Annotated in this window: 13 protein-coding genes; 1 reads left to right on the forward strand and 12 read right to left on the reverse strand. The window is 49.2% G+C overall.

The genetic code is table 11. From position 1 onward, the window contains the following. Positions 1 to 104: 104 nt before the first annotated feature. Positions 105 to 1,409 carry a glutamate-1-semialdehyde 2,1-aminomutase gene (gene hemL / locus BLS15_RS20045; RefSeq protein ID WP_021252319.1) on the reverse strand — a complete coding sequence of 435 codons (1,305 nt, stop codon included), beginning with the start codon at positions 1,407 to 1,409 and terminating at the stop codon, positions 105 to 107. 78 nt (positions 1,410 to 1,487) lie between these two features. Here hemL and BLS15_RS20050 point away from each other — a divergent pair, with 78 nt between their 5' ends. Beyond that, the gene (locus BLS15_RS20050; RefSeq protein WP_021252320.1) at positions 1,488 to 2,165 is read left to right on the forward strand and encodes a Crp/Fnr family transcriptional regulator; all 678 of its coding nucleotides are present in this window, start codon (positions 1,488 to 1,490) and stop codon (positions 2,163 to 2,165) included. Between the two features lie 115 nt (positions 2,166 to 2,280). Here BLS15_RS20050 and hemB read toward each other — a convergent pair whose 3' ends face one another. From hemB to lon, 11 genes are all read right to left on the reverse strand, one after another. Further along, a complete protein-coding gene (gene hemB, locus BLS15_RS20055) occupies positions 2,281 to 3,285 on the reverse strand; it encodes a porphobilinogen synthase (RefSeq protein WP_021252321.1) in 1,005 nt (334 codons plus the stop codon). 1 nt (position 3,286) lies between these two features. Beyond that, positions 3,287 to 4,873 (reverse strand): uroporphyrinogen-III C-methyltransferase, encoded by a 1,587-nt coding sequence (gene cobA / locus BLS15_RS20060; RefSeq protein WP_021252322.1) that lies wholly within the window; start codon positions 4,871 to 4,873, stop codon positions 3,287 to 3,289. A 5-nt stretch (positions 4,874 to 4,878) separates the two neighbouring features. Beyond that, positions 4,879 to 5,811, reverse strand: a complete 933-nt coding sequence (gene hemC / locus BLS15_RS20065) for a hydroxymethylbilane synthase (protein WP_021252323.1) — start codon at positions 5,809 to 5,811, stop codon at positions 4,879 to 4,881. 38 nt (positions 5,812 to 5,849) lie between these two features. Next, complete coding sequence (locus BLS15_RS20070) at positions 5,850 to 6,494, reverse strand: precorrin-2 dehydrogenase/sirohydrochlorin ferrochelatase family protein (RefSeq protein ID WP_021252324.1); 645 nt, start codon at positions 6,492 to 6,494, stop codon at positions 5,850 to 5,852. A 3-nt stretch (positions 6,495 to 6,497) separates the two neighbouring features. Beyond that, positions 6,498 to 7,325 carry a cytochrome c biogenesis protein CcsA gene (gene ccsA, locus BLS15_RS20075; RefSeq protein WP_021252325.1) on the reverse strand — a complete coding sequence of 276 codons (828 nt, stop codon included), beginning with the start codon at positions 7,323 to 7,325 and terminating at the stop codon, positions 6,498 to 6,500. Between the two features lie 27 nt (positions 7,326 to 7,352). Further along, the gene (hemA, locus tag BLS15_RS20080; RefSeq protein WP_021252326.1) at positions 7,353 to 8,738 is read right to left on the reverse strand and encodes a glutamyl-tRNA reductase; all 1,386 of its coding nucleotides are present in this window, start codon (positions 8,736 to 8,738) and stop codon (positions 7,353 to 7,355) included. 196 nt (positions 8,739 to 8,934) lie between these two features. After that, on the reverse strand, positions 8,935 to 9,474 hold the full coding sequence (locus BLS15_RS20085; RefSeq protein WP_028533791.1) for a hypothetical protein: 540 nt from the start codon (positions 9,472 to 9,474) through the stop codon (positions 8,935 to 8,937). A gap of 151 nt (positions 9,475 to 9,625) precedes the next feature. Further along, the gene (speD, locus tag BLS15_RS20090; RefSeq protein WP_021252328.1) at positions 9,626 to 10,024 is read right to left on the reverse strand and encodes an adenosylmethionine decarboxylase; all 399 of its coding nucleotides are present in this window, start codon (positions 10,022 to 10,024) and stop codon (positions 9,626 to 9,628) included. Between the two features lie 338 nt (positions 10,025 to 10,362). After that, positions 10,363 to 10,947, reverse strand: coding sequence for a hypothetical protein (locus BLS15_RS20095; protein WP_021252329.1), 585 nt, complete (start codon positions 10,945 to 10,947; stop codon positions 10,363 to 10,365). Positions 10,948 to 11,104: 157 nt separating this feature from the next. Next, the gene (gene yihA, locus BLS15_RS20100; RefSeq protein WP_021252330.1) at positions 11,105 to 11,698 is read right to left on the reverse strand and encodes a ribosome biogenesis GTP-binding protein YihA/YsxC; all 594 of its coding nucleotides are present in this window, start codon (positions 11,696 to 11,698) and stop codon (positions 11,105 to 11,107) included. Positions 11,699 to 11,821: 123 nt separating this feature from the next. Beyond that, on the reverse strand, positions 11,822 to 14,158 hold the full coding sequence (gene lon, locus BLS15_RS20105; RefSeq protein ID WP_021252331.1) for an endopeptidase La: 2,337 nt from the start codon (positions 14,156 to 14,158) through the stop codon (positions 11,822 to 11,824). Between the last annotated feature and the right edge of the window lie 83 nt (positions 14,159 to 14,241).

The raw sequence follows: 14,241 nt of genomic DNA on the forward strand, positions 1-14,241 counted from the left end.
TTCAAAGCCGGTCTCCACTTCTAACGCGGAATCGCCGGGCTCGTATTCGTCCTATTTATGCGTATAGATTGACCATACCATCCTATATTCAAGCCTGCATATTCTTAGATCGATTTCTTTAGTGCAGCATAGTTGGCTTGAATTGTAAATTCAATGTCCTCATCGGTATGAGCCGCCGACACAAACATCCCCTCGAATTGCGAAGGCGCTACATTAACCCCTTCATCGAGTAGATGCTTAAAGTACGTGCGGAACAGCTCTTGATTGGACGTGCGAGCCGTATCAAAATTCGTTACCGGCTCATTCGTAAAGAACGGGCATACCATCGAGCCAACACGGTTGATTGTACACGGCACTCCCAGTTCTTGCGCATTGCGGATAAAGCCTGCCTCAAGCTTGGCACCCTTACGATCCAATTCTGCATACACCTCCTGCGTAAGCAAAGACAATGTCGTATAACCGGCAGCCATAGCCAGCGGGTTGCCGCTAAGCGTACCTGCTTGATAGATCGGGCCACTCGGTGCAATTTGCTCCATGTACTCGCGTTTGCCTCCGTATGCACCTACTGGCAGTCCACCACCGATAACCTTGCCGAAGCAAGTCAAGTCCGGTGTGACGCCAAACAACCCTTGCGCACAGCTGTAGCCCACACGGAATCCTGTCATAACCTCATCGAAAATAAGCAGACTTCCATATTGCTCCGTCAAATGCCGCAGGCCTTCCAAGAACCCTTCCTGAGGCGGTACAACCCCCATATTGCCTGCAACCGGCTCTACAATGACACAGGCAATATCTTCGCCATATCGATCAAAGGCCAGCTTCACTGCTTCCAGATCATTATACGGAACCGCAATCGTATTGCTGGCAACCCCTTCAGGCACCCCCGGGCTGTCTGGTAGTCCCAATGTCGCTACACCCGAACCAGCCTTGATGAGCAGGCTGTCTCCATGACCATGATAGGAGCCCTCGAATTTAACAATCTTACTCCGCTTTGTAATACCGCGCGCCAATCGTATTGCACTCATCGTCGCTTCCGTTCCGGAATTCACCATACGAACGATGTCTACGGAAGGTACACGCTCACATACCAGCTTCGCCATAGCCGTCTCAATCTCCGTAGGCGCACCGAAGCTTGTCCCCTTCGCTGCCGTCTCTTGGATCGCACGCACAACTTCGGGATGCGCATGACCCATAATTAGCGGTCCCCATGAGCATACATAATCTATGAATACATTGCCATCGATATCATACAGCCGGGATCCTTCCGCCCGTTCAATATAAGCGGGTGTCAGACCGACGGATTTGAATGCGCGTACAGGGCTGTTCACACCGCCAGGTATGTATTTCTTTGCTTCTGCAAATGCTGCCTGCGAACGTGTGTCTACACGGCCAGATTTTTTTTCAGACATGTTGGTTGCTCCTTCTTATTTATTCCTCTGTTCTATGTTACACTAATAAAAAATCGGCTTGGCAAAGAGGGGAAAGTCATGATTGAATTGCTCAAACGCGTCCCACTGTTCTCTGATTTGACTGATGAACAGCTGGAAATCGTATCGTCCATCACATCCCGCCGGGAGTATGCCCCACATACGATCTTGTTCCAGCAGGGAGATCCAGGGCACACATTCTGCATCGTATTTCGCGGTGCCGTCAAAGTATACACATCCAACAAGAAAGGCCAGCAGAAGATCCTTTCTGTCTTTCAGAGCGGCGACAACTTCGGCGAGCTTGCGCTTATTGATGGCAAGCCGCGTTCTGCAACAGCAGAGACATTAGAGGATACGGTTCTCTTTACCGTCACATCCGAGAGCTTCCACTTACTGCTGCGCGCCCACTACGATATTGCGAAGCAGGTTATGATTCAACTATGCGGTCGACTGCGCTCGACGAACGGATATGTCTATGACTTAACGTTCTTAGATGCACCAAGCCGCATCGTAAAGAACATCGTTCGCATCGCTCAGCAGCAAGGCGAGCGCCGCGGAGATAAAATCTACATCCGTGCCGCCTTCGACGCTGATGCCATGTCAGGTCTTGCTGGCGTACATCGGAACGTATTAGAACAAGTGATTCGTGATCTCGAGCATCAGCGTATCCTGACGCTGCAGCCGACCGAATACACGCTGGACGTATCCCGACTGTTCCAGAGTCCTTACGTTAGCTAGCTCCATACATCGGGTAGACAATCTCCCCGTCGGCACATTCAACGAACTTTGCCACGGGGAGATTGCTATTTATACAGAAGTCGCTTCTTTTAATCAAGCCCCACTGCAACAATTGTTACGCTCGCTCAGACAGCCAACGTGCAGCATCCTTCGCATGATACGTAATAATCATATCTGTTCCCGCGCGCTTCAGACCAAGCAGCAGTTCGCTCACAATAGCGCGTTCATCAACCCATCCAAGCTTGCTCGCTGCCTTCACCATGGAATACTCGCCGCTCACATTGTAAGCCACTAGCGGCAAATCGAATTGATCCTTCATCACACGGATAACATCCATGTATGCCATGGCTGGCTTCACCATAAGCATGTCCGCACCTTCCAGAACGTCCTCTTCTGCTTCACGAATTGCTTCGCGCACATTGGCAGGATCCATCTGATAAGTCTTGCGATCACCGAATTGAGGCGCGGAATGAGCCGCATCTCGGAATGGACCATAGAATGCCGATGCATACTTCACCGAATAGGACATGATCGGCACATCATGATAACCTGACTCGTCAAGACCTACACGAATCGCATGCACGAATCCATCCATCATATTGGATGGCGCTATAATATCAGCCCCCGCTTCTGCTTGAGACACCGCCGTACGCACTAAGTACTCGAGCGACTCGTCATTATCAATCTCGCCTACCTCGCATCCATTCACTTCATGCACATGAACCATTCCACAATGCCCATGATCGGTATATTGGCATAGACATGTATCCGCAATAATAAGCAGGTCAGGGTGAGCCGCCTTAATTCGTCTTGTCGCTTGTTGGACGATTCCATCCGCGGCGAATGCAGAGCTTCCGACAGCATCCTTCGAAGCTGGGACACCAAACAGCACAATAGCTGGTATACCCAATTGAACAATTTCGTCTATTTCTTCATCCATACGGTCAAGGGAGAAATGATAAACTCCCGGCATGGAGCTAATCTCTTCCTTAATCCCTGTACCATGCGTCACAAATATAGGCATAATCAAGTCATTGACTGTCAATACAGTCTCGCGAACCATATTGCGGAGAGCTGCCGTCTTCCGTAGGCGGCGTAATCTTGTAGTTGGAAATACCATGTTAGCAACCTCCTTGAATGTGTATATGCGCCTTGTCAGCACTGCTAAGTCTGCACATCTCGTCCACCATACTGCTAATGGTAGATCGTTCTGCGACTGCAGCAACCTGCAAGCCTGCATCACGCGCCGTGCGCGCTGTAATCTCCCCGATGCACACCACTTGAGCGCCACCAAGCTTCGCTACAGGGTCAGGAACCCCCATGCGTTCGAGTGCGGCGATCAGGTTCGTAACCGTCGAGGAACTTGTAAACGTAATCAGATGAATCGCGTTCTCTTCCAGCAATTCCACTAAATAAGGATCATCGTACTCCGGCAGTACGGTCTCGTACAAATCCACCTCATCCACAAGAAGGCCATGCTGCTGCAGCATCTCCTTCAGCCAAGGGCGCGCCAGATCACCCCGCGCAAGAAGCACGCGCTCTTCTGGCGAGATTAATGGACGAAGGGCATCCCATACCCCTTCTTGACTATACTGAGCAGCAGATACATCTGGCTGCACTCCATATTCGCGAAGCGCTTCAGCAGTCTTGGGGCCTACCGTTACGATTCGTACATTCGCCCATTGGCGAATATCCTGCCCTTGCTCCTGCAAGTGTTGGAACCAATACTTGACGCCATTCACACTTGTCAGAACTAGCCATTGATATTGCTGTGCATGGATAAAAGCCTGATGAATCGCTTGCTGTTTCCCAAGAGAGACAGGCGCCCGCATCTCAATGACCGGGTATTCATACGTCTCCCCTCCAAGCTGTTCAATGGGCTTAACAAGCTCGCTAGCCTGCGAACGGCTCCTCGTGACAAGTACTCTCTTACCGAACAGCGGGCGCTCCTCTGCCCAAGCTAGCTGTTCTCGCAGCTTCACAACATCCCCTACGACAATGACTGCCGGCGACTCGAAGCGAGCACGCTCTGCCTCATCCGCAATCGTCGCTAGAGTCCCTACGAGCGTGCGCTGCTCAGCCCTTGTTCCCCAGCGCACTAATGCAACAGGCGTATCCGCTGCCCGTCCATGACTCATCAATCGTTCGGCAATTACACGCAGCTTGCCGATACCCATAAGGAACAGCAAAGTTCCAGCACTTTGGGTCATCTGCTCCCACTCGATGAACTCATCCAACTTGTCCGGGTTCTCATGACCTGTCACTACACAAAAGGAAGACGCATAATCCCTGTGAGTCACAGGTATGCCTGCATATGCAGGAACCGCAACAGCAGAGGTGACCCCTGGAACGATCTCATACGGAACTCCATGCTGCTTCAGTACAGCTACTTCTTCTCCCACTCTTCCGAACACACAAGGATCGCCCCCCTTTAAGCGAACGACCTTGTTTCCTTCCTGTGCTAGATCAGCAAGCAATTGGTTAATATCCGCCTGCTTCATCGCATGTCGATCAGGCAGCTTGCCCACATAGATCCTACGAGCTCCCCGCTTCATATATCTGAGCAATTGAGGGCTAGAGAGACGATCATAGACAACAACATCCGCCTCCTGCAGACAATTCAAGCCTTTGACCGTTATCAACCCTACGTCACCTGGCCCAGCGCCTACCAGATAGACAATACCTATTCCAGAGGAATGCCGCTCCATTCATATCAGCCCCTTAATTGGGATAGCATTTGTTCCGCCCCTCGATCCAGCAGCCGCTCTGCAACTGCAATGCCAAGCTCCTCTGGTTGTCCACCTTCCATTGTGTCACTCAGTATCGTATTCTCTTCCGCCGATCCGACAAGACCAATCAAGCGTATCGTGTCATCTGCCTTATGAAGCTCTGCATACGCTCCGATCGGCACTTGGCACCCGCCATTCAAACGGCCTAAAAAAGCTCGCTCCGCCTGAACGGTACGAGCAGTATTTACATCGTGATAACGCGCAAGCAGCGACAATACTTCCTCATCATCTGCACGGCATTCAATCCCCAATGCCCCTTGCCCTACCGCTGGGAGACACAGTTCTGTCGGCAAATAGGATGTGATACGATCCTGCCATCCCATCCGATGAAGTCCTGCTGCAGCAAGAACGATTGCATCGAATCCTTCCGTCTCTAGCTTCTTCAACCGTGTATCAATATTGCCGCGCAATGGCTCGATCTGCAAATCCGGTCTATACGCCTGCAATTGACAAGCTCTGCGCAGACTGCTCGTGCCTACCTTCGCACCTATAGGCAAATCCTCAATCGAGGTGCCAGACTTCATAATCAAGCAATCTCTTGGATCTTCCCGCTTGGGCACAGCGCCAACCGTCAGTCCATCCTGAAGTTCCCAAGGCATGTCCTTCATGCTATGAACCGCGATATCCACTTCCTTATCCATTAACGCTTGTTCAATCTCCTTCACGAATAACCCTTTGCCGCCTACCTTGGACAAGGTGACGTCCAGGATGCGATCTCCTTTCGTTACGATCTTCTTAATTTCGAATCGGAACGGAAGGTTGTTCTCTTTGCAAATGGTCTCCAACGCCGCAATCACATGCCCGGTCTGCGTCAACGCCAAGGCGCTCTGCCTTGTCCCAACAATGATAGTACGCATCTAGTTGCCCCTCCTGCTTGCCTAAATTATTCATTCATTTATTGATATTGGGCGAGCCACGCCATGACCCAGTCCTCCCATTTGGGAAGTGTGACATTACATTCATAGGCCCGCCAGCATTCTTCTGCATAGTGCCGCATTGCTCGCTGGCGATCTACCGTGTCTGGCAGCACATCATGCGAAGCCTTGCGTGCATGCAGCAGCATCTCTGCTACTTGCGCCAACTCATCATCCATTAACTTGGACAGCTTGGCTAATATGCTTCTCGTCAAGGTTGGACTAGCGCCGCCAGTCGATACAGCGAGATGGACATCTCCGTGCTGCACCGTCCCAGGATTGGCGAAGTCACTCTGTTCCGGACTATGAGCAATATTGATGAGCGCCCCACAGCGCCTTGCTTCCTCAGCTACTCGCTCATTCACTTCACAATGATCTGTCGCAGCAAATACAAGCAGCGCTCCAATGGCGTCCCCCTCTTCATACTCTCTTGCGATATGAACAATGCTGCCTTCATGGACAAAGTGCCAAAGCTCTGCAGTCAATACGGGACTGACCACTTTCACTTCAGCACCACTCGCCAGCAAGTGACGAACCTTGCGCGCAGCTACCTTGCCGCCGCCAATCACCGTACATGGCTTGCCAACAAGCTTCAGCATAATCGGATACAGAGGGGAATCACCCATTCGCTACACTCCAATCCAGCGATGAAATGTCGACAATGAATTCAATGCGAAATTGAGCATCATTACCGCATAACATCCTAAATTCAACAAAGAAAGTCGAAATCCTGTTGAATCATTACGCGAGCGTTTCACAATATAAGAGCCATAGAATAAAAGCGCTAATAACGTAAACCATATCTTAAAATCAATCAGCAATTCCGTACGATTGTCGAGCAGAATAGCCCCAACTGCTACGGCAAGCGACAGTAAAATCATCGGAATGCCAATTACGACAGCTAGAAACGAAAAGCGTTCAATTCGTTCAAGACTAGGCAAGCGCCGCACCGCGTCAGACCATTGCTTAGCCTTCAACTTATGATGGAGAAATACATACATGCCCGCGAATACGGCACTAATCGTTAAGGCCGCGAAACCAAAGGCTACAAGCGAGATATGGAAAGAGAGCAAATTGCGCATCATCTCCCATTCCTTCATCGATGCAGGCATTGTCGGGTCGTTAAGCATATTCACGAGCAATAAGGCAAACCCAATAAGATTGACGAAAAAAACGATAAATTCGATATGAAAGAACCTGCTAATGACAATGGATACGGTCACGAGGAACCATGAAAACAAAAACATAAATTCAAAACTACTAAAAACGGGCACATCCTGATGCCTCACCATTCTTACAATCAAGAAGATCGTCTGAAGTACCCATACAAAAGTAAGAAGCCCTGCGCCCATCCGCTTCGCTTTCCGATTGACTCCTACCACATCGGAAAAATAAAACAGAAGGCTCAGGGCGTATGTGTAGATAATCGCATCGTAAATCCAACTATTCGTAACCATCGATGCCTGCCGCCTCCTGTTCTTCCTCTACCATGTGACGGCTGCCCAAGACAGCACAGACTTCCCCCGCTCGGGTTCCGTATTTCGATTCACGGTGACTTGGGGTGAGGGCTGTTCCTTGCCTCGCTCCTCCATGCCACCCGCTTCTGGCTGCTCCAGTGCGAAAATTTGCGAAAATAACCGCAATGCCTCGTCCCCATTTTTCTCAGCGGCGAGCTCTTTAATTTGATTAATTGGGTCGTGCATCATTTGGTTCAACATGCTCTTCGTCAGACGGCGTATCAATTTTTCTTCCCGTTCAGACAGCTCGGGAAGCTTATTGAACAAGCTTTGCAGCGTATCCTGGTGGATACGTTCTGCTTTGGACTGTAAAGACCGAATCATCGGAGTTACACCCAGCATTTTGAGCCAATAACGATGCTCCTCGAGTTCATCTGCGATGAAAGCTTCAATCTTCGCCGCTTCCTTGCGGCGACGTGCCAGATTGCTCTCCACAATACCTTGCAGATCATCGATATCATATAAGAATACATTCGACACGTCACTAATCGCCGGATCCAGGTCACGCGGCACGGCAATGTCAATGAAGAACAGCGACCGAGATTTGCGCCTGCTCATCGCCCGCTTCACATCATCCGCTGTAAGCACATATTCCTTCGAACCCGTTGAGCTAATCACAATATCAGCCTCAACCAGCATCTGTTCGGCCGCATCAAGCGTACCTGCCCGGCCGTTAAACTGCTTCGCCAGCTCTTCCGCGCGAGATAGGGTACGGTTTGCCACCATTACCTCCGCAGCACCGTTGGCATATAAGTGCTTCACAGTCAGCTCGCTCATTTTGCCTGCGCCTAGAATGAGCACCTTCTTTCCTTGGAACGATCCGAATATTCGCTTGCCAAGCTCCACTGCGGCATAGCTGACCGAAACCGCATTTTCGTTAATGCTTGTTTCGGCATGTGCTCTCTTCGCGAGTGTTATTGCCTGCTTAAATACGGTATTCAGCCACGTCCCGGTTACCCCTTCATTTTGCGCGAACAAGAAGGCATTACGGATTTGGCCTAAAATTTGCGTTTCGCCGATGACCATGGAATCCAAGCCGCAGCTGACCCGGAACAAATGCTCGACAGCCTGATCATCTTCATATATATAGAGGTACGGTGTAAATTGCTGTCTGGAAATGCCGAACCACGTCTCCATAAAGCTGCGGATGAAGTGACCGCACATGTGCAATCTGTCGACAACCACATACAGTTCTGTGCGATTGCATGTCGACACCATCACGCATTCGAGCACGCTCTTCGTCTGTCTCAATTGTCTCAGCGCCTCTTGCCAATCACTTTCGGGCACCGCAAACTTCTCCCGAATTTCTACGGGCGCCGTACGATAGTTCATGCCGACGACGATGATGTGCATTCATTTCACCTGCTTTTCAAAATTTAGTACATTCTCAGATGATAATCATTATAACATAGATCAACAAGAACATTCGTTCGTAATTTGAAAATATTATGAAATGCATGTCAAATTTTAGTTTGTACGGGCTAACTGCACCTTATACTATCATTGCAACGCCCCAATGTCATTCTTTTTTTATGTACTTTTTGCCAGTTCACTTCGGTGTAAAATTAGATTCCAGCACTTCCTTCAAATCCTTGTCTGCGCTAACCAGTTCTTCACGCTTGGATGTGACCCATCCCCCGCTGCTGCTATAGACGAGCGCATAGCTGTCATAGAGTCGGTTCATTGCCTCAGCGCTCATGCTGATCATCTCTTTTTCACTGTCCGTTAATGGGCGATCGCCATTTAACTGCATCAATGTGATGGTTTCTACAACCTTATTCAGACTTGGCAGCTCTGGCAGCTGCTTCTTCCCTGCCGCACGAACCAGTCTTTCATGTGCAAATGCTGCTGAATAAGCAACAAGCTTCAATTTTTGAAGTGGTTCTGTCGAGTCATATCGCGCCGCTTCCTGCAATGATCCTTTTAACAGGTTCGTTTGAAATTGAGCTACTTCGTACAGCATTTTAAGCGGATCGGACGCTTCTGCCTTCGGAGAGAATAAGTTGTACACTTGAATGGAAGGCCATATTAACAGCATGAACAACACAACCATCCATACGATACCGCCTCGAAATCGTCTAGGTCTCATCAGCATTCTCCTACTATATATGATTATGTATATAGCTTATGGAGCAACAAGTGGACAAATAACCGAGCTATGAGGTTGACTCTCTATAAGAATAAAAAAAGCCCGCTCCACCCTGTGCCAAGCACGAGGATGAGCGGGACTTTATTGTCGTTTATACCAATTCGGATACTTTCATATCCGGAGTAACCACTTGCAATTCGCCTAATCCGCGAATAAGTTTCTTCGCGTACGTTTTCTCCGGTTTCAACACAGAGACCAGGTAATCAATGGCTAGCTGCGGGTCTACTGTTTCTCCGCAAGTGTAACAATCGATTGCTGCAAATCCACGTTCAGGATAAGTGTGGATTGAAAGATGACTTTCTGACAACATAACTAGAACTGTTGCCCCTTGTGGGTCAAACTGTTTAGATTGAACAGACAAGACCGTTGCACCACACGCTTCAGCGGCTTCTACCAGTTGTGCTTCAAGCAATTGAGCATTGTTCAGCAAATCGAAGTCGACTCCCCACGTGTCAACAGCAACATGTCTTCCGAAAGTTGAGTATTCCATCTTTCGGTTCCCCCTTCCTAGGAATAAAATGTTTGAAAAAATAATTTCATCCGCTAGGACCTACGTCATTCACTTCCCGAGGGAAAAATCTCTCGCAACATGCAATGTCCTGAGTGAATCCTGGTTCCTATATTGTTTTCAACGAGATTAAAAATAACATCTTACTCACATAAATGCAACACTTTTTTATCCACTTATCCCCTGACTATTCCATTTTCCCTGTCTACTATATGGCGAAAGCCTCTAATAGGTGTCTAGTACGCCCGCCCAATATTCGCTGCAGAACAAAAAAAGAACTTAAGGCATACGCCTTAAGTTCTTTCATATTCAAGTGCCGCTCAGGCTTCCAAGATGAACAATTGCTTTGCCAGTGCTGTTAGCTGCTGATCTACAGCTTGAACCTCATCTGCTGACAGGCTTCGATTGCGCTTATCGAGCAAACTGTTGATGCGCTCCTTAATACTCGCAATTCGTATTTCTACATGTTCGTTTCGGTACATGTTATGCAAGTCCTGCACCGTATCCTTATGTTCGAAAATAACGCGAGGCTCTTCCTTCTGCTCTACAATCTTGCGAACAGCCCCATCTGCGTAATAATAAGTGATTGTAAATCCCGCAAAAATCCGATTGACTACCGCTTCGCCACGGAATGTCGCCACAAGCTTATGCATCACTTGTGTCAATTTCGGATGAACCAAGCGGCAAGACGTTACACAGACATACCGATTGCCTTGTTTCTCGAACAGGAATATGATCTCATCACCCTGGCCGTCCTCAAGAACCACCTCTTGATTACCGTTTTCTAATACTTTCACCCGCCCCACAATAGATTGCTTCGCGAGCGATTGCACAAATCGGGTCAATTGAGCTTCCGTTAACTGTAAACTGGCTTTCACATACTCTGTGGCTAACCGCCGAGCCATAAAAACTCTCCTTACCTGTATTCAACATATAATATTTATACATGTTTATTATACTACAGGGAGAATATGAATTCCTGTTCATGAGCCGCCATTTTATGGTGCATTTCGCAAAAAAACGGACTGAGGCCGGAACTACCCCGCTTTTTATCCAACATGCTTACGAATTAACGCTTGCATGCTGATTAATAATGTCCCATAACTCTTCACGGCCTTGTCCTGTCTCCGCGGAGAACATGACAAACGGAGCATCCGATGACAACCCAAGGGTGGTACGAACTTGCTTCACATGCTTCGGAAGATGGTTTCTCGATATTTTATCAGCCTTCGTCGCAACCACACATACCGGGACGCCGTAATGCGTAAGCCAGTCATGCATCATGCAATCGTCTGCTGTAGGCGCATGGCGCAAATCAACAACCAGCAGCACAAGGCGAAGTGTCTCACGCTCTTGGAAGTACGCTTCAATCATGCGTCCCCACGCAGCGCGCTGCGTCTTCGATACCTTTGCATACCCGTATCCCGGTACGTCCACGAAATACATATTGTCATTAATGCGATAGTAGTTCAACTGCTGTGTCTTACCCGGCTGCGAGCTTGTACGCGCCAAGTTCTTGCGCATAATCATACGATTGATTAACGATGACTTCCCTACATTTGATCGGCCTGCCAGACCAATCTCCGGAAACCCGTCATCTGGATACTGTGCAGATCCAACAGCACTAATAATAAATTCAGCATTTGTTATTTTCATACGCGATTATCCTCACCTTACATTCTGTTCTGTCTATTGTACAATTGTACACGATTCCCGTCATTTCACAAAAAAAAAGAAAAACGGATGCGCTGCACGCGCATCCGTCTTGTTGCTATGCCATTATGATGAAGTCGCCTCCAGCAACGCATGCTGCAGCACTTCATCCATATGAGCTACTGGTATAAAGGTCAGCTCCCGCCGTACTGTATCTGGGATATCCGCTAGATCGCGTTCATTGTCATGCGGGAACAGTACCGTCTTGATTCCTGCACGAAGCGCGGCCAGCGACTTCTCTTTCAATCCACCAATCGGGAGTACTCTCCCGCGCAATGTAATCTCACCGGTCATTGCAACATCCTTGGATACATACCGATTAGTGAACGCCGATACAAGTGCCGTCGCAATTGTGATTCCGGCGGAAGGGCCATCCTTCGGAATCGCTCCTTCAGGGACATGGACATGAATATCCAGCTTCTCATGGAAGTCGGGCTCCAATCCCCACTGCGCCGCCTTCGAGCGGATGTAGCTAAATGCAGCCTGTGCTGACTCCTTCATGACATCGCCTAGCTTGCCTGTCAATTGCAGCTTGCCGGAACCAGGAACAACGGTAACCTCAATATTAAGCGTATCCCCTCCCGCTTCGGTCCACGCAAGACCTGTCACCGTTCCTATCTGATCATCTTGTTCTGCCAGACCATAGCGATATCGAGCTACACCTAAATATTCGGATAATTGCTGGGCGTGAATCTGTATGTCCTCCACCTGTTCAGATACAATTCGCTTTGCAGCCTTGCGGCATAGCGCAGCCAATTGCTGTTCCAGTTGGCGAACTCCCGCTTCACGTGTATATTCACGAATCACTTTCAGAAGGCAGTCCTCTTGAACCGTCAGCTGATTCGCCTGCAATCCATGGGCTTCCTTCTGCTTCGGAAGCAGATGCCTGTTCGCGATTTCCAGCTTCTCAAGCTCCGTATATCCAGACAAGGACAGCAGTTCCATCCGATCCAGCAGCGGACGCGGTATATTGTGAACCGCATTGGCAGTTGTCACGAACAGAACCTTGGACAGATCGACCGGGAGCTCAACGAAATGATCACTGAATGCATTATTCTGTTCTGGATCCAATACCTCCAGCAGTGCAGACGCCGGATCCCCACGGAAGTCAGATGCCATCTTGTCGATTTCATCAAGCAGCATTACTGGGTTCATCGTGCCCGCATTTTTAAGCGCCTGAACAATTCGTCCTGGCATTGCACCTACATAGGTACGACGATGACCGCGAATCTCCGCCTCGTCACGCACCCCACCTAACGAGATACGAACAAATTTCCGTTCAAGCGACTTCGCAATTGACCTTGCAAGCGACGTTTTCCCGACACCCGGAGGGCCAACAAGGCATAGAATCGGCCCTTTCATTTCTTTGACTAGCTGCTGTACAGCCAAATATTCAAGGACACGTTCCTTCGGCTTCTCAAGTCCATAATGATCGGCCTCCAGAATGGATTCTGCCTTGCTCAGATCCAGATCATCCTCCGAGAGCTGAGCCCACGGAATCTGAAGTAGCCAATCGATATAGTTTCGAATCACCGAACCTTCTGCGGAAGAAGCCGGCATTTTCTCCAATCGATCGATTTCTTTGCCAATCTTCTCACGAACTTTATCCGGAGCCTCGAGCTCCTTCAATTGGGCACGCAGCTCCTCGGCCTCGCCCGCGCGGCCTTCTTTATCTCCCAATTCCTTCTGGATCGCCTTCATTTGCTCACGCAAATAGTATTCCTTCTGTGTCTTCTCCATCTGCTTCTTCACGCGCTGGCCAATCTTCTTCTCCATCTCCAGCACTTCGCTCTCATTATTGAGCAGCTCAAGCAGCTTATGCAGACGGGCTTTGCTATCCACCGTCTCCAGAAGCGCCTGTTTATCTTTGAGCTTGATGGACAAGTGGCTGGCGATTACATCCGCCATCCGACCCGGTTCTTCGATGTCCGTTACGGAAGCTAGTGTCTCTGGCGACACCTTCTTCGACATTTGCACATAGTTCTCGAACTGGGTCAATGCCATGCGCATGAGTGCTTCTGTCTCTGAAGGATCACCCGACGTCTCTTCATGCAATACATGCACCTGAACCTCATAGAACTCCTCATTAGGCACATATTCAACGATCTCAGCGCGCTCAACACCCTCAACAAGCACACGTATTGTGTTATTAGGCAGACGTAACATTTGACGAACCTTCGCTATCGTGCCTATACGGAAAATATCATCCTGAGAAGGCTCCTCGATGCTGACCTCTGACTGCGTGCACAACAGCAGCAATTGATCTTCCAGCATCGCATGTTCAAGTGCCCGTACCGACTTATCGCGCCCCACATCCAAGTTCAACACCATGCTCGGGTACACGAGCAAGCCTCGTAGCGGGAGCAGAGGCAGGCGGCGGTCTTTGTTCGATTTAAGCCCCATCGTTCGGCACCCCCATGGCTATCATGATCTATCTAGTACATTGCATCCAACATTTTATCAAATGTTCAAGTAAAACACCAATT

Source organism: Paenibacillus sp. cl6col (genome assembly GCF_900102125.1).
In the GTDB taxonomy this organism is placed as follows: domain Bacteria; phylum Bacillota; class Bacilli; order Paenibacillales; family Paenibacillaceae; genus Paenibacillus_B; species Paenibacillus_B suaedae.

Bases quoted from the DNA above. Each gene is read 5' to 3' on its own strand.
- hemL (WP_021252319.1), bottom strand. From the start codon at position 1,409: ATGTCTGAAAAAAAATCTGGCCGTGTAGACACACGTTCGCAGGCAGCA.
- BLS15_RS20050 (WP_021252320.1), top strand. From the start codon at position 1,488: ATGATTGAATTGCTCAAACGCGTCCCACTGTTCTCTGATTTGACTGAT.
- hemB (WP_021252321.1), bottom strand. From the start codon at position 3,285: ATGGTATTTCCAACTACAAGATTACGCCGCCTACGGAAGACGGCAGCT.
- cobA (WP_021252322.1), bottom strand. From the start codon at position 4,873: ATGGAGCGGCATTCCTCTGGAATAGGTATTGTCTATCTGGTAGGCGCT.
- hemC (WP_021252323.1), bottom strand. From the start codon at position 5,811: ATGCGTACTATCATTGTTGGGACAAGGCAGAGCGCCTTGGCGTTGACG.
- BLS15_RS20070 (WP_021252324.1), bottom strand. From the start codon at position 6,494: ATGGGTGATTCCCCTCTGTATCCGATTATGCTGAAGCTTGTTGGCAAG.
- ccsA (WP_021252325.1), bottom strand. From the start codon at position 7,325: ATGGTTACGAATAGTTGGATTTACGATGCGATTATCTACACATACGCC.
- hemA (WP_021252326.1), bottom strand. From the start codon at position 8,738: ATGCACATCATCGTCGTCGGCATGAACTATCGTACGGCGCCCGTAGAA.
- BLS15_RS20085 (WP_028533791.1), bottom strand. From the start codon at position 9,474: ATGAGACCTAGACGATTTCGAGGCGGTATCGTATGGATGGTTGTGTTG.
- speD (WP_021252328.1), bottom strand. From the start codon at position 10,024: ATGGAATACTCAACTTTCGGAAGACATGTTGCTGTTGACACGTGGGGA.
- BLS15_RS20095 (WP_021252329.1), bottom strand. From the start codon at position 10,947: ATGGCTCGGCGGTTAGCCACAGAGTATGTGAAAGCCAGTTTACAGTTA.
- yihA (WP_021252330.1), bottom strand. From the start codon at position 11,698: ATGAAAATAACAAATGCTGAATTTATTATTAGTGCTGTTGGATCTGCA.
- lon (WP_021252331.1), bottom strand. From the start codon at position 14,158: ATGGGGCTTAAATCGAACAAAGACCGCCGCCTGCCTCTGCTCCCGCTA.